The sequence below is a fragment of the Vibrio minamisatsumaniensis genome (genome assembly GCF_050337445.1).
Taxonomy (GTDB): domain Bacteria; phylum Pseudomonadota; class Gammaproteobacteria; order Enterobacterales; family Vibrionaceae; genus Vibrio; species Vibrio artabrorum.
Map to the genome: position 1 here is coordinate 1 of NZ_JAKJSY010000071.1, position 25,434 is coordinate 25,434.

15 protein-coding genes and 1 pseudogene are annotated in these 25,434 nt (G+C 41.5%); all 16 read left to right on the forward strand.

What is annotated here, in order from left to right; genetic code table 11:
* Window positions 1-269 (forward strand): IS3 family transposase (locus tag L4B77_RS15290; protein WP_429751450.1); only part of this gene is annotated, 269 nt, incomplete at its 5' end.
* Window positions 259-732 carry an ABC-three component system protein gene (locus L4B77_RS15295; RefSeq protein WP_429751452.1) on the forward strand — a complete coding sequence of 158 codons (474 nt, stop codon included), beginning with the start codon at window positions 259-261 and terminating at the stop codon, window positions 730-732. The genes L4B77_RS15290 and L4B77_RS15295, both read left to right, overlap by 11 nt.
* Window positions 725-1,411 carry an ABC-three component system middle component 1 gene (locus L4B77_RS15300; protein ID WP_429751454.1) on the forward strand — a complete coding sequence of 229 codons (687 nt, stop codon included), beginning with the start codon at window positions 725-727 and terminating at the stop codon, window positions 1,409-1,411. Before L4B77_RS15295 ends, L4B77_RS15300 begins: the two co-directional genes overlap by 8 nt.
* On the forward strand, window positions 1,377-3,707 hold the full coding sequence (locus L4B77_RS15305; RefSeq protein WP_429751456.1) for an ATP-binding protein: 2,331 nt from the start codon (window positions 1,377-1,379) through the stop codon (window positions 3,705-3,707). The genes L4B77_RS15300 and L4B77_RS15305 overlap by 35 nt, the downstream gene beginning before the upstream one ends.
* 945 nt (window positions 3,708-4,652) lie before the next feature.
* Window positions 4,653-6,686 (forward strand): hypothetical protein, encoded by a 2,034-nt coding sequence (locus L4B77_RS15310; protein WP_429751458.1) that lies wholly within the window; start codon window positions 4,653-4,655, stop codon window positions 6,684-6,686.
* A 2-nt stretch (window positions 6,687-6,688) separates the two neighbouring features.
* A complete protein-coding gene (locus L4B77_RS15315) occupies window positions 6,689-7,399 on the forward strand; it encodes an OmpA family protein (RefSeq protein WP_429751460.1) in 711 nt (236 codons plus the stop codon).
* On the forward strand, window positions 7,396-8,481 hold the full coding sequence (locus tag L4B77_RS15320; RefSeq protein ID WP_429751462.1) for an HNH endonuclease: 1,086 nt from the start codon (window positions 7,396-7,398) through the stop codon (window positions 8,479-8,481). Before L4B77_RS15315 ends, L4B77_RS15320 begins: the two co-directional genes overlap by 4 nt.
* Before the next feature lie 3 nt (window positions 8,482-8,484).
* Entirely contained in the window at window positions 8,485-8,823 is a 339-nt protein-coding gene (locus tag L4B77_RS15325) for a hypothetical protein (protein ID WP_429751464.1), read from the forward strand.
* A 9-nt stretch (window positions 8,824-8,832) separates the two neighbouring features.
* The gene (locus tag L4B77_RS15330) at window positions 8,833-11,247 is read left to right on the forward strand and encodes a hypothetical protein (RefSeq protein ID WP_429751466.1); all 2,415 of its coding nucleotides are present in this window, start codon (window positions 8,833-8,835) and stop codon (window positions 11,245-11,247) included.
* Complete coding sequence (locus L4B77_RS15335; RefSeq protein WP_429751468.1) at window positions 11,247-11,903, forward strand: OmpA/MotB family protein; 657 nt, start codon at window positions 11,247-11,249, stop codon at window positions 11,901-11,903. Before L4B77_RS15330 ends, L4B77_RS15335 begins: the two co-directional genes overlap by 1 nt.
* A complete protein-coding gene (locus L4B77_RS15340) occupies window positions 11,896-14,292 on the forward strand; it encodes an EH signature domain-containing protein (RefSeq protein ID WP_429751470.1) in 2,397 nt (798 codons plus the stop codon). Before L4B77_RS15335 ends, L4B77_RS15340 begins: the two co-directional genes overlap by 8 nt.
* A gap of 193 nt (window positions 14,293-14,485) precedes the next feature.
* A complete protein-coding gene (gene hsdR, locus L4B77_RS15345) occupies window positions 14,486-18,022 on the forward strand; it encodes a type I restriction-modification system endonuclease (RefSeq protein WP_429751472.1) in 3,537 nt (1,178 codons plus the stop codon).
* A gap of 177 nt (window positions 18,023-18,199) precedes the next feature.
* A pseudogene (locus tag L4B77_RS15350) lies at window positions 18,200-19,724 on the forward strand (N-6 DNA methylase).
* Complete coding sequence (locus L4B77_RS15355) at window positions 19,724-21,016, forward strand: restriction endonuclease subunit S (protein ID WP_429751478.1); 1,293 nt, start codon at window positions 19,724-19,726, stop codon at window positions 21,014-21,016. Before L4B77_RS15350 ends, L4B77_RS15355 begins: the two are co-directional and overlap by 1 nt.
* A gap of 508 nt (window positions 21,017-21,524) precedes the next feature.
* A complete protein-coding gene (locus L4B77_RS15360) occupies window positions 21,525-24,167 on the forward strand; it encodes an AAA family ATPase (protein WP_429751474.1) in 2,643 nt (880 codons plus the stop codon).
* Between the two features lie 5 nt (window positions 24,168-24,172).
* Window positions 24,173-25,434 (forward strand): McrC family protein (locus tag L4B77_RS15365; RefSeq protein ID WP_429751476.1); only part of this gene is annotated, 1,262 nt, incomplete at its 3' end.

Below are 25,434 nucleotides of genomic sequence, written 5' to 3' on the forward strand. Positions count from 1 at the left end.
ATTGCTCAAAAGACTACCGAGACTTAATCGCAGCTCATAATTTAAAACAAAGTATGAGTAGGAAGGGAAATTGCTGGGATAACGCCTGTGTTGAAAGCTTTTTCCACTCAATGAAAGTAGAAGTCATCCAATACGAGCCGATAATGACGCGAGAAGAGATGCGCCAAGCACTTTTTGAATATATCGAAGTTGATTATAATCGAACAAGAAGGCACAGTGCTCTTGGGTATCTAAGCCCAGTTAACTTTGAAAAACAATATGTCGCTTAATGCGGTGTCCAGTCTGACTGGAGCAGATCATTCAAAGAAACCAAATCAAAAGGAAATCACTTTAGTTGGCTTTAGTAATGATACTGTAGATCATTATTTAAGAATAATTCTCGGTATTATGGGAGTTAAAACATCTAAAGACTTACCACACTACTTCAAAAGCGGACTTGGTTCGTACCTTCCTACTGCAATGAAGTTTGATTTTTTAAATATGAAATTAGACGTAAAGCAAATTCAAGAGAATGTTGATGGTCTGCGTGGAAACCTAGCCGTACAAGATGTGCTCTATGATTACGATAATCTAGTTGTACATATGGATAGCAAACCGTTTCTACTTAGCAGTGAATCTAGTTCTAGTGGTAAATTTACAGAGATTTCTGAAAACGATAAAAATAGAATTACAAAAATAAACAATGTGAGGTTTGTGTCAGTGCGTGACGCAAGTGATGAAATAAATGATTAATCAAATAATTACAACTTTATCAAGCAACTCTCCGTGTCAGTTTGAGTTAGTTGAACAAGATGCTGAGCATTTTTCTTTTTATCGTTCCACGTCGAACAATTACCAACGTTTTTTGGTAGTAGTTAAGGTTTTGAAACTGATAAAACCAAATGAGCTTAATCAGTGGATTTTGGCAAATACACCGGATGTATTGAGCGAACAACCTACTTTTGCAAAAAATACAGATGTAGTGGTGTTGTTTGAGATAAATCGGCTAGCCGATATAGTTGACCATGAAAGTGATATTTTTGCTTTAGAGGAAGATGGCTATAGTTTTAAAAAACATGTTTTGTATTACTCTCAAACCGAACTAGCTCTTATTAACGAAAATGATATAAGTGATATTGCTAATTTGATAAAAGATCAAAGTAAATTCAGATTATACAAGAAATCGCCGATGGTTGAGTCAGAGTATGGCATTGCTAGCCGTATATACATTAAGCTTCCTTTTTTATCTGTTCCTGTAGATGAATCAGAATTAGATGACCCTTGTCAGTTGGCGGATGAATACTTGCAAAAAGTAGGTTTATTGGCGATTGGCAATGAATTTGAAGCGCTCACAAGCAATAGTAATAATTACAAAGGAATAGTTGAGGAGTATATTCGTGGCAAGATGGCGAATTCACAGGCTGAAGATTAATGGTTTCAAGGTGTTTACGCAGTTTTCAGAAAACTATTCGTCTGATCTAGTTATCTATGATGGACCGAATGGCTTTGGTAAAACTTCCTTATTTGATGCCAAACAACTGCTTTTTTGTAGTGAGCTCCCGAGAATCTCGGCTAGACATCGTGCGCTCAAAAGTGGTAACAAAAAATACAATCGTAGTATATTTCAAAATCACAATTGCCATGATGGGATATCTATTATCGCAGAGCTTCAAAAGGGCAATGAAATACTTTATGTGATGAGGTTGGCTAAACAAGAAGATTTAGATTCAAGTATAAATAGACCTAATAGTTTTAATGAATTTAAGCTTTATGAGCTATCTGGTTTCGATGAAACTGCTAGCCCTAGGCTAATTGATGATGAGAAACAGTTTTGGTCAGAGAAATTTGGAGATAAGTTTCTGGAAAACTTCCCAGTGCTTAACTACTTGCAACAAGATAGTAAATCAATTGTTATTCCTGACGGATGTAATAGTGATAAAAGAACAGATCAAATAAGTCACCTACTTAACCTTGATGAGCTAGATATCAGAATTGATACCATTGGTAAGTTAAAGTCTGAGTCAAAGGCACAGCTCGGAGAGACGAATAAAGTATATATTGAGCAAAAAACTCAGCTAGAAGAGTTACAGCGGACTTTAACTGTTAGTGATGCAACCCCAGTAGCCTACACTAAGCTTACGGAGCTAAAGGTCACTCCTCAATGGGATCTTAAAACGCCATTTACTGTAGGTAGTTTCAAAAACTTAGAGCAACTATTGGGTCAACTTGATTTACTAATTCAAGTCTATGTTGGTCGACACGAGATTGCTAAGAGGATAAGGAACCAACAAAAAATTGACTTCACTAAACGAAATGAATTTGATTTGGCTGTTAGGCTTTTTCATCATTTCGACAAGCTTCCAGACTTGCATAAAAATAAAGCGGAGTTAGATAAGTTAGAAAAAATCTGTAGTGCACTGGATACTGAAGTATCAAAGCTCGCTTCATCACATGGTTCGCTAATTTCTTCATATTGCGAAGAACAAGAATCTATAAAACTTATGCAATTGCTTGAGGACAAGAATAAGCTACATTTAGGCCACAGTGGTGTGAGCGAAAAGCAAGCAGTAGTGATGCAATTACGAACAAAACTACTCCAAACAGTTGATAATAGTGAGCATGACTGCCCACTTTGTGGCTTTGACTATCAAGAGAACAGCATACTACTTTCGGCAATCGAGGCGAAGACAGCTTTACTGGAGCAGAAACTAACCAAGATCGGTTTGCAAATTAATCAATGTTACCAAGCGCTAGAGGCCATCCTTGCACCTTTGAAAGCAAAATATGCTCCATTGTTAGAAACGGTCAGGCGTGAGTTTAATGTAAAACTGTATTCTGAGTTAGCTGAATATGAACATCAAATGCAGCGATTGGTCTCTATTGGACAAAAATTGGAAATGCAAGGGATTAAGTTACCAAGGGTTTATGCCTCTGACCCAGAAGACCAATCGAAACAAGTTTCAGCAGTGAATACCGCTATTCTTCGATCGTTGGAGCCAGAAGATGAGATGTTATCAACGAATCAGTTTGACTTCTTTAAAGCTCATTTTTCCGATCTAAGCAAGCTTGAAAATTTGACAGAAGAGCAGATTGAACAGAAGAAAAACTACATTCAGCAACAGTATAAATTGACGGTAAATGCGTCGATTATTGCGCGGCAAAAGGATGTAGAATTTTACCGTGCAAAATTTCTGCATTTAGAAGACTTATGTTCAAAGTTAGAAAACATAGAAACCCAGCTTAAACGTGCACGTACACACTATACCAATCAAACACTAGGTCAAATGGAGTCACTTTTTCATATCTATAGTGGACGATTACTACAAAACTATCAAAGTGGGCTAGGGGTGTTTATCGATACGCCTGATGGTAAACAGCGAAAAACAGCTGCAATGAACTTTACTACGGTACGTGACTCTGAGCATGATGCCGCGCTCTCGATGAGCAGCGGTCAAATCAGCGCTCTTTCGCTATCTTTATTTCTTGCGCTTAACAAAAAATACGCCAAAACTGCGTTTGTGTTTATTGACGATCCAACACAATGTATGGATGAGATTAACATAGCATCGTTGAGTGATTTGCTCCGTGTTGAACTAAGGGATAGGCAAGTAGTAATGTCTACCCATGAACAGGATATCTCAGATTACTTGTGCTATCGATATGGTAAAGCTGGGCTTTCCAGAAAGCAGGTGAACTTGTTAGAAAAGGTTAAACTTTCATCAAATTAAAATAGTGCTCATTAAAACTTGTGTGCCAAGATACGGTATCAGTTGTCTTATGTAATACCTAAGGTAATACTTGGGTATAAGTTTTTATTTTAAATCAAACCAAATCAAGAGCTTAATAGGTTAACTCTGCTGTCTCACTCTATCACGATTAAGTTCAATGAAATATCAGGCATCTTGAGCTGAAAACTCATAAAGTAAGTGTGTGGTAGCTGGAGTAGCTATGGTTAGTTTTAGTCAAAGTAACACCTGAGGTAACATCTTAAAACTCTACTTTTATATTGTTCATTTTAATCAATTGGATAGGTTGGATGGTAGAGTCCAGTAGCGCACCAAATTCAAAAAGAAAACCCACCTAGTGTGGGCTTTTTTGTGCCTATAATTCCTTGTCTTATCAGGCTCTTAACCATTTCTTCGTCCCAAGAGCTCCCGTGATGTGTTGTAAAATCCACCGTTTAAAGTAATCTCTGAAGTAGTCTTTTAAGATCTAAGCAATTTCGAGGTTACTTCAGGGGGTTACGATGGCGGAAAAAGTACAGCCTTTAACGGCAACTCAAGCTATCAATATAATAAAGCCCATCACTCGCTGCTTACTTGAATGGCAATTTCACACCAGAAAATATCAGCAGATATCCCAGTCTCTATGTTTAATCGTGTAATTAATCTGATTGAATGACATCGATGTGTTCTTATTTATATTTTTGTTATTAATTTAATTGGTAGTGCTCGATAAATCCTCAGTTTGATCCTTGAGTCTGTTATCTTTTTTACATGCGAATTCTACTGAAACAGTCATTCTCTAAATTATTATTGGGTTTATTTATAACTTTGATTTAAATCATCCCCACTAAAAATGATTTATTAAATAATAAGTGTTAGTTTTTGAGAATGCCATTCTGTTGCTATAGAATGCTAACGTCTTCCTTCAATACAATCAAATCAATCATTATGACCGAACTATTAGCTTCATTTATTGCTTCATTTTCTGCAGAATCCATTTCAAATGGTTTTATCAATTTAATTCTATTGCTACTTATTGTTTCGATTGTATTGGCTGTACTAGGGAAAGCGCCTCGATTTACAGCAAGCACGACTAATATTTTAACGTCTTTAGGTATTCTTGGTACATTTGCAGGGATCGTCGTTGGTCTAATGGATTTCGACCCTCAAAATATTGATGGCAGTATAGAATCGCTACTTGGCGGTCTAAAAACAGCCTTCCTAACAAGCTTAGCTGGTATGGCGGGATCAATATTTTACAAAGCTGCATTAGGTTTGATTCCCCAAAAAGAGAACGAAGAAACAAAATCTGTGGGCCCAGACGAAATATTCTCAGTCATGTCAAAACAGTTACAAGCATCTACTGATCAATTAAACGCTTCAAACGAACTGCTATCTGCAATTAAAGGTGACGAGGACTCATCATTGACCTCGCAAATCAAGAATCTCAGAACTGACATTAATGATGGTCAAAGAACATTGAACGATCAGTTTAAGCAAACAACAGAGCGAAATACTGAATTTCAGAGCACACTTTGGAAGAAAATGGATGAGTTCGGCGAGCTTCTGTCTAAGTCAGCAACAGAACAAGTGATCAATGCACTCAAAGAAGTGATAGTGGATTTCAACGAAAAGTTAACTGAGCAATTTGGTGAAAACTTTAAACGTTTGGATGAGTCCGTGAAGAAGTTAGTGGACTGGCAAGAGAACTACCGTCATCAGCTTGAAGATATGGCGACTAAATACCAATTAGGCGTTGATGCGATTTCCTCTACAGAGAAATCTGTCGCCCACATCAATGAGCGAGCGGAAGCAATACCAGTAACAATGGAAAAACTGCATCAGGTAATGGAACTTGGCCATGGTCAAGTGACGGAACTTGAACATCGTTTGGAAGCGTTCAAAGATCTACGTGATAAAGCTGTTGAAGGAATGCCAAAAATTCGTGAGCAAATGGATACAACAATGAATACGATTGGTGATTCAGTTAAAGCAGCTTCTACTCACTATGAATCAATGCTTAATGAATCACAGACAATCATCGATAACTTTAGCTCTACCGCAAACCAAAGTGTTGATGCTATGCGTATTAACTTGGAAGAGGGCGCAACCAAACTAGCTCAAGAGCTCACAACAAGCGCAGAGAAAATTAGTACCCAGTTAGCAGATGCTAGCGAAGACTTCACTCAGGTAACGGAAGAAGGTGTTGAAGACATTAAAGTGAGCTTTGAAGCTGGCGTGAAGAAAATTGCTGAAGACCTAGATACAACAACGAAAGAAATCTCGACAACATTGAGTGCATCATCTCAGCAATTTACAACAACGACTGAAGAAAGCATGAACGCAATGAGAACTAATCTAGAGACGGGTGCTCAGGATATCTCTACACAATTAAGAGAAAGCGCTCAAGATATTGGTGGTAAACTTGCAGAAGCTTCATCTGATATTCAGGAGCAAGTAGGTACGGCAACTGGTGGTTTAAGCAATGCAACGAATCACTTAACGGATACAACTGAACAGATCCGCCAACATCTTGAAGATGCAATTACAGAATTGAATGGTCAATTGCGAGTGTTAGTTGCTGACATTAAAGATGACTCAAAAGAAACCGGCCGCGTGCTTAAAGAGGCTAATCAAGACCTTATTTCAAGTACCAAAGAGCTTCAGATAGAGACGACCTCAGCTATCTCAAAACTGCATGATCGTTTGGAAACCACATTAGAAGATGTTTTCCAAGTTCAAGCCCAAGCAGTAAGACGCACGTTTGATAGTTTAGAAGATCAAATCATTGAATCCGTAGGTAAGACTGGCAGCGCAGTAGAGAAGCAGGTAGAGGTTCTTGATCTCCAGATGCAACAAGAACTGAATCGTACAATAAAAGAAATGGGTGAGGCTCTAGCGACCGTTACTCAACAGTTCACTCGTGATTACAAAGATCTTGTGCGTGAAATGAATAACGTAGTTAGCAGTCGAGTAGCGTAATTATGGAAAAGCTATTTGGTTCTTCAAAGCGCCCAAGTGATAGTGGTGAGCATTGGATGTCAGTGTCAGATTTGATGGCTGGCTTAATGATGGTCTTTCTTTTTATTTCTGTAGCGCTCATGCGAGACGCAATGGTTGAAAGAGATAAGATTAAAGAGGTTGCAGAGACTTATCAGCAAACACAAGAAGCTATTTATGTTGCGCTTTTTAAAGAGTTCAAAGTTGATCTACAAACGTGGGGGGCTGAGATTGATCGTGATACATTAAGCGTCAATTTCACATCTCCTGACGTTTTATTCGCTAATGGTAAAGCGAGCCTAACTGGCAACTTTCAGACTATCTTAGATGATTTCTTTCCTCGCTATTTGAAAGTGCTCGACAGCTATAAACCCATTATTCAAGAAATAAAAATTGAAGGGCACACATCAAGTAAGTGGAACCATGATTCAACGGACTATGAAGCTTACTTTAATAATATGCGCTTGTCTCAATCGCGAACCCGCGCGGTTTTAGGTTATGTAATGATGTTACCTAACGTAGTTGAAGAGCATTATAGTTGGGTAAAAGCTAACGTTGCTGCTGTAGGGTATTCCTCTTCTAAACTTGCAACCAATGATGAAGGCCTTGAGGATGAGGACCGTTCTAGACGCGTCTCTTTCCGTGTTATCACTAATGCTGAAGAACAGATCCGTAAGATTTTGGGTACTTCATGAAGTTGAGTATTAACTTTGGTAGCTTGAAAAATGCGATTAACCTGATGGAGCCTGATCAAAAAGGCGAATTCAAGCTTGAGTTAAAAGAGACTCGAATGGGGGTTATCGATATAGAGCTTGGTAACGGTAAAGATGTTGAATTAAAAGACGTTGATGTCGATTCAGGCTTACTGAGTTACAAAGGTCGAAATGTTTCTCTCTATATTAAAGCAAACGGCAGTAGTGCTCGTTTCCACGTGGCTGATTGTAAAACGTTACAGAGTATGAGAGCGAACGGTCGCTTTGAGCGCTATGTCGTCACCAATGATACATCTGGTGAGTTTGTAGTAGCTTCTAGCTATGGGGAAACGAAGGCTAAGCTTAAAGTCTGTCAGAACTGTTTAAGACAGTTGAATTACAAAGGGTGCAATACAGGTACGCCGATAAGTTCAATTGTTCAACAATTTGACATGGCTGAGTTTTTTGCAACCTACAGTTCATTTTTCCCCCATCTACCTTCTAGGCTAGCTGAAACCGCAGAGACTGGATATACGGAGGATTGGTCTAAAATATCGTCCCATTATAGAGTTGAGAAAGACTTTCAATGTGAACAATGTAACGTCAATCTCCGTTCAAATAGAGGCTTGCTGCATGTGCACCACGTGAATGGTGTTAAGTCAGACAACCGGACTAAAAACCTCAAAGCGCTCTGTATTGACTGCCACAGTAAACAACCGAAACATCAGCACATGGTTTTGAGCCATCGAGAAAGACAATTAATTAACGATCTTCGCAAGGATCAAGGTCTTTTAGATGACATTGGAGGTTGGCAAGAGCTTTTCGAGTTATCAGATCCTGGCGTGCATGGTGTTCTGCATGCTTGCAAAAACTTCGGTACAAAACTGCCAGAACTCGGGTTTTATATTTGGGATTCATTTGGCGGCCTAGCTACAAAAATTGAACTAGCTTGGCCTGAAAACAAATTTGGAATTGCGATTTCAGAGAATGATATTGAAGATGCACTAGAAGCCGGGTGGGAGGTCGTATCGGTCAATGACTTCTTGCAAAACTATCGTACGCAAGCACATCATTTAAGAGCATAATCGATGGAAATTACACTAGAGACTATCCTAGAAAGGATTATTGCCGTCAATCATGCGTGGAAACTATCACGAGACGAGTTTGGGCGCGATTTTGTTGCGACCAATTCATTTCGTGATACTAAATCCTGCTTACAAGCCACACTTATTCGTGATTTCCCTGACGAGGTCTATTTGAAAATTGCGAGTGACTCCGATCAGCATGATGAGATTATGTATAGTGTGCGGCTAAATCGTGAGGTACAGATTAATGGTGTACCAAGAATCGATGCTGAACACTTACCCGCCAGAATTGCACAACAAATTTTTACTGAACAAGAAATTACAAAATACTTAAGAACTTAAAGGTTACCCATGTTTGATCATTTTGCTTACATATCTGGAGATTGGATAACCGATCTAATTATTACTGCAACCGTCATCCTGTTTGCTGTCTTCTTCATTCGAGCACTACTGTCTACATATAAAACTAAAGAAAAGCTAGAAAGTATTTTGGAAATCAAGGGATTGAGTGATGCCTTAGTACTTAAACAAGAAAAGTTAACGCCAGTACAGTTGACCTGGGTGACCGAGCACTTAATTTATTCATCACTAGACGGTAGTTTTAAAATTGAAACTAATGGTGAGCAATGGTTAAGTAAGTCACCAATTTCATTCATGGTTCCTAATTGCGATACTAACCGATATAAATTGGTGCCAGCATTATTAACGAGTATTGGTATTACCGGTACTTTCTTAGGTATCACTATTGGCTTAAGTCATTTTAGTATGGCGGGTGATTCAAAGGCACTGTTGTCGTCTGCAGCAGAGCTACTTGAAGGGTTAAAAACGGCATTTTATACCTCTTTGGCTGGTTTAAGCACTTCAGCTATTTTCATGGCGTTACTTAAGTGGTCATCAAGTACAATTTCTAATGCTCAGCAACGTTTCCTACGGAATATTTCAAAAGAGTATTTTGAAGCCAGTGCAGTTTATTACCTCAAAGATATGGGAAGCGAAAGCCAGCGCGAAGCAATTAATGCACAGTTACGCTCCGCAGACACCATTGAGTTGATGGGGGCAAATATCGCTGATGCCTTATCAGGTTTTGGGGATGTGGTTGAGTCGCTCAGTGGAGATGTCATCGCGAGTAAAATATCAGAAGCCATGACTGGAGCCATTGAAAGTCAAATGGTTCCTGCGCTAGATGCCATTAAATCAGAGTTAAGTACCTTAAAAGATATCAAAGAGCAGTCTCAGCAAGAGCTGGTTAATTTACTCGTGAAAGAGATGAAATCTGAATTGATTGAACCTGTCACAGTTGAACTTCGAAAAACTAGTGAGGCGGTACTAAACAGTAATGAGGTGACTGCAGAGTTGAACCGTAATGTCGAAAAAGTGGTAACAAGTACGGCAACAACTGTAACTACGATCAATGATTTCCAAAAAGAAACCATGGTGAAGCTTCAAGAGTTTGCTGAGTCGTTAAAAATAATTTTAACGAGCTTCAGTGAAGAAACCCAAGGAGCGATGGGAACTATCGCCTCAGAAGTAAAAGGAATGCTTGGTGATGCCACAGAAGGTATGACAAAGCAGAGAGTTGCATTTGAGCAAAGCTCACAAACCGCAGCTTCAGCTTTCCAAGGTATTAAAGAGTCAATGGACGGTGCTTTGAGCGAACGTCAGTCGGCTGAAAAGGCAATGTTTGAAGGGGTGACGAGTCGAATAAACACACTCTTTAGTGAAATTTCAGACTCTTTCGACAATCAAACGCAGGTCATAACAAAAACAGGGGAAGCTGCGAGTGATCTAATGAGTCAAGCTCAATCCGATTTCGAGAAGTCAGTTGAAAGCCGCCGTGAGGGGGAAAAACAGCTGTTTAGCGAAGTAGAGATGAGAATAGGCAATTTACTTGAGAGTACTCAAACTGCATTTACACAACAGTCAGACACAATCAAAGAAGTTGGTGAGTCTGCTCAGCAATTAATGAGCCAAGCTCAATCCGATTTCGAGAATTCAGTGGAAAGTCGTCGTGAAGGTGAAAAACAGTTATTCACCGAAATGGAGAATCGAATCTCACAACTACTGACGGAATCTCAAGGTATTTTCCAGCAGCAAACAACGACCTTAAAAGAAACGGGCGCAGAAGCAAGTAAACTCATGATTTCAGCTCGTGAAGAATTAGAACAAGGGTTAGGTGATATCGATAATAAGGTGTTGTCTATGTCTAGAACCGTCCAATCAGAGCTAGAAGTGTTCCGTGAGCAGTATCAACAAAATTTAACCAAGTACTTCAAAGAGCAAAATGATCAGCTTGATAGCAGCTTAGGTAAGCAACGTGATGGTTTAAACGGTGTTGTCGATAATTTCCGTAAAGTATTTGAGGAAGAGTATCAGACTCGCCACACCTTACTTAAAGAACTAACGGCTCAGTACCAGAATTTAGAAAAGTCGGCAGGGACATTAGAGCGAGTTGCGAAAGCTATTGGTCTGAATGATGCGTCAAAGATGGCGGAACTTCAAAACGCAGCCACGACAATGAGCCAAGAAATAAGCTCATTGAAGAAAGAATACACAACGGCATCGGCAGCATTTACTCAAGTAACCGAAGAACTGCCGAAAGCGATGGACGACTATTACGCGCGTGCGACTAAGAGCTTTGAAACTTTCTTCAACGACTTTGACCATGCCTCAAGTAAGATCCACAATCGTCTAGCGCAAGCAGCAAACTATTTGGTCAGTGCTCAAGAGCTACGTCAAGAAGTCGTTCAAGATAAGGCAGAAGCTTAATGCGTGCGCTTAGAAATCACTCTGAGGCGGGTGATGCTGATGAATCAGGGGTGTGGTTATCTATTGGCGATCTAATGTCTGTATTACTGATGATATTCGCTCTGTTACTGATCAGTGCTTTAGTACAAATATCGGAAGTATACGAACAGAGCCAGAATACTCGAGTGGTTATAATCAAAGGTATCAATGATGCGTTAACATCTGCCGGTATTGAAGTTAAGGCTAATGGTGATACTGGGGATATTTCAATTACTGACTCTATATTATTTGATCGCAATGCATACAAACTTAAGCCAACAGGTAAGATTTTTCTAGAGAAGTTTATTCCCGTTTATTCAGAGGTAATCTTTCAGTCACAAGCCACGGCCGATGAAGTAAGTCGAATTGTGGTTGAGGGACACTCTAGCTCAGAAGGAGCATTCGATAGAAATATGGAGTTAAGTGTACTCCGAGCAAACAGTGTGATTGCTTTTGTTAATTCAATGCGGTTTGAAAACAAAGAAAAGTTCTTCGATAAAGTTGTTATTTCTGGCCGTGGTCCCATTGAGGCCAATAAGTCATCGGCACAAGCTGAAGACAGAAAAGTTAAATTTAGATTCCAATTCAAAGACGATGAGTTCTTGGGGCGTTTTTCAGAGGTAAAGAAAGTTGACTAGTAGCGGTTTTAGCTTTTCTCAACCAGAATTACCTAAACGAATAAGCTTACTTGACCAGCCACAAAGTTTGGTTGAACAAAGGCTTGTCGATATGCCTTTACCTAGCTTCCCGGCCAAAGGCCTGTTGGAAATAGTCGAGTTGGTCCAACAAGAACGATATCAGGACATTCACATCTTTGAGTGGCTTGATATTCTACAGGATGAAAGTCAGTGGGTAGAATTAGATCAGGCCACGCTCTCGAATGTACTACCTAGTGTTTGGAAAGGGATTACAGCAAGCCAGAAGCTTAGCGAAATCATATTCTTTAAAATTGCGTTAGCACTCGATGGAAAGAAGAGTGAAATTGTGCCTGGCATAATCAACTCGCTGGAAGTTGTCAAAAACCATACTCAAATGTTGAGTCGCCACGATGCAATAAAAGCGCGCTGGCTACTTGCACTGCAAAATTCTGACTTAGCCACGCTTGCTCGTTATTGCTATGAGTCTGGTTGTACCGCAGAAGATATGCTGACAAATTATCAACTACCACTTTCTAATGGCTACAGCTATCACATATCTGAATTCCTCTTTGGGTGCCTCGACGTCGCAAACTTAAATAAACAGGACGATCAATGGCTGGCCAGTTACTTCTACAGTTATAAAGTTTCTGCTCATCGTATGGATTTTTGTCGAAGCTTAATTCTTGAGGTTGGCCATTATAATTATGGAGAAAGCTGTCACCAGATTATCGAAGCACATTGCCTTCCATTTAGTAAGAACAGCTATTGGAATAAGTTGCCTCATGACGCCAAGGTGATTCTAAAGCAAAAATACGACCTGACTTGTTACTACGACTTACACACAATATCTTCAATACTCTATTCAAACGAAACCTCTGAAGCATTAGGTTTAACAGAATACGAACTTGTGCAAATCAAGGACCGCTCTTTATTTTGGTCGAACTACAGTTCCCGATTTAGTCGCGTGAGAGTGCTACTCCCCGTTCAAACGCATGACTATCTTGCACACAACGACGTTGAGTTGCCAGATTTCATCCACCGCTTTTCGGAAGAAAAGCAAAGTAATGTGGAAACCTATGTGTTTGAACTTGATGGGGTCATTGCTGTTGAATTCCTAAGGGGGGAAACAACAGATACAAGATTCTTCAAGAAGACGAGTATAAACGTACAGCAGTTGTTCGATTCAACGTCAATCTCTGTTGATGCTATTAGAGCTATGTCGCAGCTTGAGGTACATGATCATTTGGATTATTGGCAACATTTCTGTGAAAAACTTTTGCGCGAGAAGCTAAGCGTATTACCCAATAGTGGTACTACTCAATTTAGGGGACTTGCTGTTGATTTAGGCCGATATTGGGATGACTTTGGCTTAGCAAAGCTAACCTCCGATATGCTTTCAATCAGAAAAAAAGCCATGCAAGCATGGATAGAAAAATTTTGGGAAGCCGAATACGCAACCGGAAAATTTGGCGAGATTCGTGGATTGGCCAAACGCAGCCAAGTTTATCATATGCAAGCGTTGGAAGCTGAACAGTTAGGGCATAAGGAAGACTATGAACACTTGATCCGCAAAGCGGCAAACCAAGGCAACCCCGATGCCATGTATAGAACCGGTATTTCAGTCCTCAAAACAAGTCGTTCTGATCGTAAACTGAAGCAAAGCGGGGAAGATTGGATCGTCAAGGCGGCTAATTTAGGTCATATCGCTGCCCGAGAGTTTGTTAAGAAGTTTAGGCTATCAGGTTTCGCGCCTAAACCAGCGTCTCACGACAAGTCGAAAGAGAAAGAGACACCTTTAAATCAACCATTATCACTTCGAGAGAAAGCCGACAAGGGTGATGTGTTAGCCATGTGCTTATATGGCAATTCGTTAATTCTTTCAGGGAGAGAGTTTGATAAACATAAAGGGTTAGAATATTTGACTAAAGCCGCTAATCAAGATCCAACTGAATGTCATCCCAAACTCTGGGAAGCGTATGAGCTAGCATTGAATTCTAACAGCATAGATATGGCCTGCGAGATATTGAAGTTATTAGTTCAGGTTGGTGATAACTCTGCTTTAGTCGAACTCGGAAAGCTGCGAGTTCAAGATGTGACGGTTGATATTAGTGAAGGTCTGGCTCTTCTGTGGCAAGCCTATGAACAGGGTAGCTGGGAGGCTAAAACCGTGTTGTGGGAAACCGTCGAAAAGACAAGACATAAAGATGCCGAATTGAACTACAAAACAACATTACACTACCTATCTGGGATTGGCGAGTTGGAAGCAACCTACCTGTTAGCTGCGCACCTTTTGAAGTCGAATGATGTAGGGGATCGTCAGTCTGGAATGGATTTAATGCGTTCTGCTGCAAGAAACGGACATGACAAAGCTTCTAAACTATTGCGTTAGTTTTTTGGATGATGATTGAAAACTAACAGAGTATGGAGCCATAAATGCTCGGATGTGAGCGATAGCCACACCTTACGGAAACTAATCGGTCGTGTGCGGCCTATTTCACCGTTTTATATAAGGTTTTTATTGTAAGATACGGTTTATCCAATAAAAATCACATTCTAAATTACGACGAGTCGGTTGGTATTTAATGCAAAAATCAAACTTCGAATTCCTCAAAGGCGTTAACGATTTTCTGTACGTTATTGCTCGTGCAGCAGAAAAAAACTATCCAGATGATCCAAACACCACACTGGTTAAATTGCGCATATTTGGGGAAGCAACAGCCAAGCATTTAGCCAAGCTGTTAGATATCGAAGTGTCAGATAATCAGCACGAACTCCTGCGTGAGCTAGGCAAAATTCCTTTTGTTGATGACAGTATTCTCAACGTCTTCCATAAGCTTCGTAAAATAGGCAACCAAGCCGTCCATGAATATCATGACGACCTTCAAGATGCTGAAATGTGTCTGCGTTTTGCTTTCCGTATAGCGGTTTGGTATTACCGTTTAGTCACCAAAAGCTATGATTTTGCTGTTACTGAGTTTGCTCTTCCAACTTCTCAGAGCGGTGAGCAGTTTGAACAAGAAATTCTGTCACTAAAGCAAGAGCTTGAATTAGCCAAGCAGTCAGAAATACAGACCAAAGCAGAAGTGCAAGCTCAAAAGGCCAAGCTTACTGCACTTAATGGCTACATCTCCGTCTTAGAGAGTAAGCAAGAAGAAACACAAGAACAGTCAGATGCTCGTGTTTCAGCATTAATTGCAAAGCTCAAAGAGAAAGAGGTCGAGCTTTCAAGCAAAACAGAGGTCGAACGCAAAGCCTACCGTAAGCAAATGGCTAACGAAGCAAGCAAGCGCTCTCTAAATTTAGATGAAGCAGAAACGCGCTATTTAATTGATAACCAGCTTCGTAAAGCGGGTTGGGATACCGACACTAAAAACTTTAAATTCTCGAATGGTACAAGGCCAGAAATCGGGCGCAATATGGCGATTGCGGAATGGCCAACGGGTGTTGATGAGACGGGCAAAACTGGTTTTGCGGATTATGTACTGTTTGTTGGGTTAAAACCCGTTGCAGTAGTCGAGGCTAAGCAGAAAAACAAAGATGTGGCAGCAAAACTTACCGAAGCCTATCGTTACAGCAAATACTTTGAACACGACTTCTTACGCAGTGAATTGGAAGCCTGTGCGAGTGACCAAGAGCAGCTCGACAAAGTGGCCGAAGCCATTCCCAAGTATATCGCCACTTGGAATGACAGCGCGGCGGGTGAAACGTATAAAGTGCCTTTCTGTTTCTCGGCAAACGGTCGTGATTACCGTGCGGCGGTAAAAACTAAGAGTGGTATTTGGTATCGCGATGTACGTCATGCCACCAACATGCCTAAGGCGCTACCTGAATGGCACCGACCTGAAGAGTTAGTCGCCAAGCTTGAAAGCGATGACCAGTTAACCAACAAATGGTTTAGCCGTAATACTGACATGAATGATCTTGGTTTGCGTTACTACCAAGAAGAAGCGGTGCAAGCGGTAGAAAAAGCCATTGTTGCAGGTCAGCAAGATATCTTGTTAGCCATGGCGACAGGTACGGGTAAAACACGTACGGCAATTGCATTGATGTATCGCCTTATTCAGTCTCAACGCTTTAAGCGTGTTCTGTTCTTGGTCGATCGCACCTCTCTTGGTAAGCAAGCGCTTGATTCATTCGAAGACACGAACATCAAAGGAAATACCTTTAACTCTATCTTCAATGTGAAAGGGTTAACGGATCGCTTCCCTGAAGACAGTACTAAGATCCACGTTGCCACTGTTCAATCTTTAGTTAAGCGCACGCTACAAAGCGACGAAGTGATGCCAGTTGGGCGTTATGACTGCATTATTGTTGATGAAGCTCACCGCGGTTACATTCTTGATAAAGAGCAAACAGAAGGGGAAGAGAAGTTCAGAAGCGAACAAGACTTTATCTCTTCGTATCGCCGTATCATCGATCACTTCGATGCGGTGAAAATTGCGTTAACGGCAACACCTGCGCTGCACACCATTGATATTTTTGGCGGCGAGCACAAGAAACCCGTTTACCGCTATAGCTACCGAACCGCCGTGATTGATGGCTACTTAACCGATCAAGAACCGCCAATTCGCATCATTACCAAACTCAGTGAGGGTGGTTTGTATTTGTCGCAAGGTACGGAAATTCTGCGACTCTCTAACCAAGGTGAGCTAATCAACGATACCTTAGATGACGAACAAAGCTTTGAAGTCGCCGATTTCAACCGCGCGCTCATCGCTTCAAACTTCAACAGAGTGGTATGTGAAGAACTGGTTAATCACATTGATCCAACCAGCTCACAAAAGACACTAGTCTTCTGTGTCAACAACACTCATGCTGACTCAGTGGTCGAAGAGCTGCGTGCTGCATTTAAAGCTAAATACCCGCAGCTTGAACATGACGCGATCATTAAGATTACCGGTGATTCAGACAAAGACGCCACCAAAGTTCAATCCATGATCACACGCTTTAAAAAAGAGCGTCTGCCCAACATCGTGGTTACCGTGGATTTGCTTACAACGGGTATTGATATCCCCAGTATTTGTAACTTAGTGTTTATGCGCAAAGTACGCAGCCGGATCTTGTATGAGCAAATGAAAGGTCGAGCAACACGCTTATGCCCATCCGTAGGTAAAAACTCATTCAAAATTTTTGATGCGGTTGACCTGTATTCGACACTGCAAAGTGTCGATACCATGCGCCCTGTCGTGGTTCGTCCAAAGGTAGAGCTGCAAACCTTGGTTAACGAAATCACGGATTCTGAAACCTATAAAGTGATTGAGGCTGATGGTCGCAGCTTTGCTGATCACAGCCACGAACAGTTGGTTGCCAAGCTACAACGTATCTCAAGCCATGCAGAGTTTAGCCGCCTTAAATCACGTGAGATAGATAACCAAATCAAACGTTTTGATGAGATTTGCCAAGACTCAGCAGGCTGTAACTTTGCGACCCTTGCTAAAACACTCAAACAAAAAGGCCCGAAGTGGTCGGCAGAAGTGTTTAACAAGGTAACCAATATGGTCGGCCGTTTAGAGCAGCTTAAGCAAGAGATTAATGACTTACGTGATATGCCAATCTTTACCGATATCGATGATTCACTGCTGCGCGTTGAAACCGTGTATGGCGAGCATGAAACCGCTCAAGATTTCTTAGAAGCCTTTGATGCGCTGGTGGACCAATCCTCCAACCAACAAGAGGCGTTAGATGTAATAATCAACCGCCCAAGGGACTTAACTCGTAAAGGTTTGCTAGAACTGCAAGAGTGGTTCGATGCACAAAACTTTAATGAGCCAACGCTGAAAAAAGCGTGGAAAGAAACCAAAAACCAAGATGTAGCAGCGCGCTTAATTGGTCACATTCGACAAGCTGCAATTGGTGACGCATTGCTGCCATTCGAAGAGCGAGTAGATCAAGCGTTAGAAAAAATTAAAGCGAAAAAAGAGTGGAGTGACGAGCAACTCAACTGGCTCGATCGTCTAGCGTCATCCATTAAAGACAAAGTAGTACTCGACGATGACACCTTTAAAACGGGCAACTACAAGCGTAAAGGTGGCAAACGTAAGCTTATGAACGTCTTTAATGATGAATTAGACAGCATACTCACCCAATTCAACGAGTTTATGTGGGACGAGCCTGCGTAACTCAGTACAATCGAACCAAATGTAAAATGCACATTCCGTAAGGAGTGTGCGGATTAACAAGTGCATGCGATATCGTCATTCCAGAAGTGAGGAACGAACTGTCTGGAATCTAAGACTAGCACTTGTCTTAAACGAATTATCTATCTGGCACGAGTCAGAACAAACAAGAGAACAAGCATGAACAATAATGATCTGGTCGCCAAACTGTGGAAATTGTGTGACAACCTGCGTGATGGCGGTGTCTCTTACCAAAACTACGTTAATGAGTTGGCGTCACTACTGTTTCTTAAAATGTGTGAAGAAACAGGCCAAGAAGACGACTTGTTACCACTAGGGTTTCGTTGGGCAGATCTAAAAGCCAAGTTAGGGCAAGAGCAGCACCAGTTCTACCGTAACATGCTGGTTCAGCTTGGCGCTGACGACCATGCCATTGTTCGTGCTATTTTCCAAAACGTAAACACCACCATTACTCAACCTGCTCAATTGACCGAGCTGGTGGATAACATGGACAAACTAGAATGGTTTGACGACTCTTTTGATGGTGAAGGGCAAGGTAAATCACGTGATGACTTTGGTGACATGTATGAAGGCTTGCTACAAAAGAACGCGAACGAGACGAAATCGGGTGCGGGCCAGTACTTTACGCCACGTTCACTGATTAGCACCATCATCAAAGTGATGCAGCCTCAGCCGCGTGAAGTGATTCAAGATCCAGCCGCTGGTACCGCAGGCTTCTTAATTGAAGCGGATAAATACATCAAATCACACACTGGTGATTTAGAGTGGAAGGTCGTCAATGGCGAAAAAATTCGCATGGATGAGGACGACCAAGATTTCCAAATGAAACAAGCTTTCGTTGGGTTAGAACTGGTACCAGAAACACGCCGTTTAGCACTGATGAACTGCCTACTGCACGACATTGAAGGCGATGCTGAAGAGGGCGCAATCCGTTTAGGCAATACACTGGGCAGTGCAGGTGAAACGCTTCCACAAGCGAATGTTATTCTAACGAACCCTCCGTTTGGTAGCGCAGCAAGCACTAACATTACACGTACCTTTGTTCACCCAACCGGTAACAAACAGCTTTGCTTTATGCAGCATATTTACGATGCGCTAGAGCCTGGCGGTCGTGCAGCAGTGGTGATTCCAGATAACGTGCTGTTCGAAGGCGGCAAGGGTACAGAACAAGAACCAAGACAAAGACTGCACCAAAGAGACATGGGTATTCGATATGCGTACCAACATGAACACCTTTGGTAAGCGCCGCCCGCTGACTGAAAAGCACTTTGAAGCCTTTATCAATGCTTACGGTGCAGATAAAAACGGTCAATCACCTCGTGAAGAAGGCGTTTACGAGACGTTGGGTGCTATTTACCCAGAAGGTGACGATAGTGTTGAGAACGTCAGCGAGCAAGCGCACAAGGTAGATAGCGCTCGTTTCCGCAAATTTAGCCGTGAATACATTCGTGGCCAGAAAGGCGACAGCCTAGATATCTCTTGGCTTAAAGATCTCGAAGCCACTAACGCAGAAAACCTGCCAGAGCCAGAAGTACTAGCCGGTGAAGCCATGGCAGAGCTGACCGAAGCCATGTCTGAAATTTACCAATTGATGCAAGCACTCGGCGCGAATGATGAAGCAGAAGGGCAAAAGCAATTACTTGAAGAAGCCTTTGGCTTGGCAGAAAAGCCGGAGGCTGAGTGATGAATGAATTGCCGAATGGTTGGGTAAATTTAAAGTTAGGCGATCTTATTGAGTTGAAATATGGAAAATCACTGCCTGCTAAGCAACGAAGTGGAATTGGTTTCCCTGTATATGGCTCTAATGGAGTAGTCGGTTTACACACTGAAGCTCTAGTATCTGGAGGTGGTTTGATTGTTGGACGAAAAGGGTCTTTTGGCGAAGTTCATCTTTGTGAAGATGACTTTTCTCCTATAGATACAACTTACTATGTCGACTCTTTTCCGTCTGGAACGATGAAATATTGGTACTATCAATTAAAGAACCTTCCGCTCACTAAATTAAATCGCTCGACAGCAATACCAGGGTTAAATAGAGATGACGCGTATGCTCAAGACGTTCTGCTGCCCCCAGACGCCGAACAAAAACGTATCGTTGAAAAACTCGATGAGGTATTGGCACAGGTCGGCGCCATCAAAGCCCGCTTAGATGGCATTCCAGCGTTACTAAAACGCTTCCGCCAATCGGTACTCGCTTCTGCGGTGTCGGGTAAGTTGACGGAAGAGTGGCGCATTGGGAAAAGTCTTAAGCAAAGGGTAACACTTAACTTAAATGAAGTAACAAGCCATGTCGTAGATTGTCCCCATTCGACACCTAAATGGTCTGATGAAGGACGTTATTGTGTTCGTACAACCGCGTTTAACCCATTTTACTTAGACCTTTCAGGGCAAGGTTATGTAAATGATGAGGTGTTTGCACTACGAACTTCACGTTTGACTCCTGAAGCAGGAGATATCCTATATAGCAGGGAAGGTACGGTAGGCATTGCTTGTCAAATTCCAGAAGGTGTTGAACTCTGTCTTGGACAACGAATGGTTGTGATTCGAGCTAATGAAAGAGTGGATGCTAAGTACTTAACAATAGTACTAAACTCCGACCATATTCTACGTATTGTCAGAGAGTTAACTATTGGAAGTACAGCCCCTAGAGTAAACATGAAGGTTATTCGTGATTACCCAATTCCAGTGCCTGATTGTATTGAGCAACAAGAAATCGTCCGCCTTGTCGATCAATATTTCGCTTTCGCTGACACCATCGAAGCGCAAGTGAAAAAAGCGCAGGCGAGGGTAGATAACCTCACTCAAAGCATTTTGGCAAAAGCCTTCCGTGGTGAGTTGGTGGAACAAGACCCGAGCGATGAGCCAGCCGACAAACTGCTAGAGCGCATTGCCGAGGCTCGCAAAGAGGCCGAAGCCCTAGCCAAGGCAGCCAAAAAAGCAGAAGCGGCCAAGAAAAGAGCCGCGAAAAGTGTATAAGTTCTAAGCTTTACTTTGTTGTATTAATAAAGGGGCGAGAGCCCCTTTTTAGTGCCTGTCATCTGAGATTTTTAAATGTTTAAAGCAATATCTACGCTGTTTAAGTCAATCGTTGAGCTTGTAAAAAGCCTTTACTCAATTGTGTTTAGTTTATTCTCTATCGTCGGCAATTTAATCAAAGCGCTACACCATATTTTCTCTGCTTTCTATATCCGACATAAAGGAAACAAAGAAATCGAGAGATTGAAAAGTGAGATCGAACTAGCAGAGAGCAAGCGAAGTTTAACTGACGCGCCAAACAAAAATTAACAATAGACTCACTGATCCCAGAAGCCCTCTCATAGCCTATAAATTGAGCGCATTATTGAGTGGAATATCGTCAAGTTACTGTTTCATAAAACTAAGAGTCGGGTGTTAAGTCAAAGACCTTATGATTATGAGATGATAGGCTTATTTTATTTTTATTCATTACTAGTGATTTCTATAAAAATCATCAACAACGGTAGAAATGATGGCAGTCGTAAAACAACAGTTGTGGCGTGATTTCTTAACACGTTGGCCTCGTGAAAAGTTAAATGATTTAACGTTGGAACAATATGTATCCGTTAACGATGACGATACATTCACCTATTGGTTAGAAACGAAAACCAGAGAGCTCGGATCGATTCAAGGTAACACCTCGGCAAAATTTGGTATTTATAAACGAAATGGCGAAGGGAAAGCGCAGAGTGGTATTGGCCATGGGCCGGTTTATACGTGGCGGAATCGTTATGGTAATAACGAATCAATGGTTTTTGACTATGTTAAAAATGTCTTAATTCAGGTCGCACAAGCGGCCTACGAAGGCGACTTGGATAAAATTGATCTCATAGACTTTGCTCCCTTAGTTAAATGGAAGATTGCTTTCCTATATCAAAATCAAGAGAAGCCTGTACTGATCAATACTTTTTCAAAGCCCATGTTAGAGGTGTTGACCAGCTCTAACAACAAGGTGTCGTTTCCCCAAATGTATCAGCAGCTTATTCTCGAAAAAGGTCAGCAAGATTTGCTGGAGTTTGGCGACGTTTGTTGGCAGAGAGCCGAGCGTAAACATAAAGAAATTATTCAACGGACTATTTTTGAACAATTTTCTCATATTGAATTGTTTAATCGCGGTTTGGAACAGTGGCCGTTGGAGACCATTGATGCATTCTGTTCTCTCATTTCCAAAGCGAATACCCATAAGCTTGATGTCTTCACGACTTCTATGGCAACCGGAGCAATGATTCGAATCGGCCGAAAAGAACTCGGATCAGCTAAAGCCGAACAAGTTTTCGCCACATTTGAACCGACACTGAAAAAAATTAACTTTGAGCTTCGCTATGAACATCGTGATGGTTACGAGTGCGCAGAAGTCTCTGACGCGTTGTATCAACGTATATGCAAATCAAAAACATTAGCCCAGTTCGCAAAACAATATTCGATTAAACGCAAGGCTCACTGGCCGAAGAGTTACCGAGATGATAACGAAAGCGATGTTGAATATGACGAGTATCAGATAGCTGAAGCGAGAGAGAAGTACGCAATGCAGAACCAGCCACCACTAAATCAAATTCTTTATGGCCCACCGGGAACTGGTAAAACCTACCATACCATCGAGGCGGCCGTTAAAGCCGCCGAACCTGAGTTTTCGTGGGAAACACGCGGTGAGCTAAAAGCCAAATACGATGAACTGGTTACGGCGAAACGAATTCGTTTTGTTACGTTCCACCAGAGCTATGGGTATGAAGATTTTGTCGAGGGGTTAAAAGCGAAAACAACGGTAGACAAGTCAATTGAATATGTTGTTGAAAATGGTGTTTTTAAATCAATCAGCGAGGCTGCTTCAATTTCTCTGCCACAAGCGGATTCTGGAATTAATGAATTTGGGCGTGTGTGGAAAATTTCAATTGAAGGAACTTACAAAAATGAGGCTAAAACTTATTGTTTAAAGCACAATATTGCGGCTATTGGCTGGGGTGATACCGGAGATTTATCGAGCTCTGAAAGGAATGAGTATTTTAAAGCTGAAGGATCGAATAACCAGATCTCATTAACAAATTTCTCACAGGAAATAGCTGTTGGTGATTTAATTCTTTGTATTGATAGTAACACTTCGGTTGAGGCTGTTGGTGTGGTTCGCGGGGATTATTTTTACTCAGAACATGGCTTACCTTCTAGAGCTGATTTCCAACATCATTTACCGGTTGACTGGATTGCAAAAGATTTCTCGATAGATTTTAAGCAGCTCAACGGTAATACACAATTCCACGTACCTACGTGTTGGAACGTAGAGCGTCTGTCAGTGAATGGTGTCTTACAATATTTAGCCGCGCATGGAATTAAGTTTAACGTCAATTCGAATTCAACGCCCTCGAACTATGTACTCATCATTGATGAAATCAACCGAGGTAATATCTCCAAGATATTTGGTGAGCTCATTACGCTTATAGAGCCAAGCAAACGGATGTCGGTTGATAAAAAGGGGGAAGATGAATCTATTCAAATCAAGTTACCACATAGTGAGCCTCTATTTTCGGTTCCAGATAACTTATACCTCATCGGCACCATGAACACGGCTGACCGCTCTATTGCGATGATGGATACTGCACTGCGCCGTCGTTTTGATTTTGTAGAGATGATGCCAAACCCTGAGTTACTCAAAGATACCGTAGTCAATGGCATTGACCTAGCAGAGCTGTTGAAAGTGATAAATCAGAGAATAGAAATTCTCTATGACCGAGAGCACACTCTAGGTCATGCTTTCTTTATGCCTGTCAAAGCTTTGGTTGACGCGGGAGAGCAAGAAGAAGCCTTTAATGCTTTGGTCTCTGTTTTCAAAAACAAGATCATTCCACTTCTGGAAGAGTACTTCGTTGAAGATTGGGATAAGATCCGTTTGGTTTTGGCCGATAATCAAAAGCCAGAACATTTGCAGTTTGTTGAAGAAAATGTGCAAAAAACGGAGGCGTTGACACGTCTGTTTGGCAAGGGACATCAATTAGATCAATACGGTCAGTCAGTAGTGAAGTATACGCTTGCTATGGATAATGCCGATGTCTGGAGTGATGCTCACGCTTATACGGGTATTTACCAAACTGTGGTTAACCAGTCTGATTCAAGCCCAGAGTAATCGCCATGCATACCACTGTTTTTGAGTACGGTTATTTAACTTGTGATCAAGCCGCATGTGTCAACTTAGGGGCAAAGCTCATATCAAAACACGCTTTCGAGTACTTAAAAGAGGTGAGCCTAAGCGCTGAAGAGTCGAATACCCATAAATGTCTAAGCTTGACTAAGCGCTATGGCCTGGAGCTTATTCAAGTGAAAAACTATGTCGGTGTACTCTTTACACCAACGGGTGAACATATTGAAGTATTGCCAAAAATAGGCCGAAAAGCTGAAAACGCTAAACAGGCAATCGTAGAATCTCGGCAAGTGCTGCTGATGATGTTGCAGCACTTAGGCTCATTTCGTTATGTCTCTTCCAATCAAGCCAGTGTTGCGACAAAGCAGATGCCATTGCTTGAGGTGTTTATCAGTCAGTTTTTACAGTCGGTGAATGGTTTGGTAAAACGAGGGTTAAAAAGTGACTATGTCACGCAAGAAGATAACCTTTATTATCAGAAGGGCAAACTAAAAGTTTCCCAACAAATCAGGTACAACGTGGTTAATAAGCATAAGTTTTATGTTGAATATGATGAGTACTTGATTGATCGACCAGCCAATAGACTTCTCAAAACGGCTCTGTTGAAGTTAGGTTATTACACAAGGCTAGCGACCAACCAGAAGTTGCTGCGTGAGCTGCAGTTTGCTTTTGCAGATGTCCCTACGAGTAAATCCGTGAAGCAAGACATTAACGCTCTCAAATTGGACCGAGGAATGGTGGACTATCATTCGCCGATTGCGTGGGCAAAATTGATACTTGATGGATTCTCTCCACTGAGTATGAAAGGTGACAGCAGCGCGCTTTCCTTGTTGTTCCCAATGGAAGCGGTGTTTGAAAGTTACGTCGCGTCAGTGCTCAGAACACAACTGCCTGATGGTGCAGAGCTTACGACACAAGCAGCCTCGAAATATCTCGTAACTCATAATCAGCGGAGTCAGTTCCAGTTGAAGCCCGATCTATTGTTAACATTACCGGATAATTCGAAGTTGATTCTCGATACGAAATGGAAGCTGATCGATATCGAGGAACACAATTACGGCCTTTCTCAATCCGACCTGTATCAAATGTTTGCTTATGGTAACAAATACTTAGATGGAAAAGGGGATCTTTTCTTGATCTATCCATCGCATCAAGCCTTTGAAAAACCTATAGAATACAGTTTTGATTTTAGTGAAACACTAAAATTGTGGGTTGTGCCGTTTGTTCTCTCATTAACGGGCGATTCAAACAT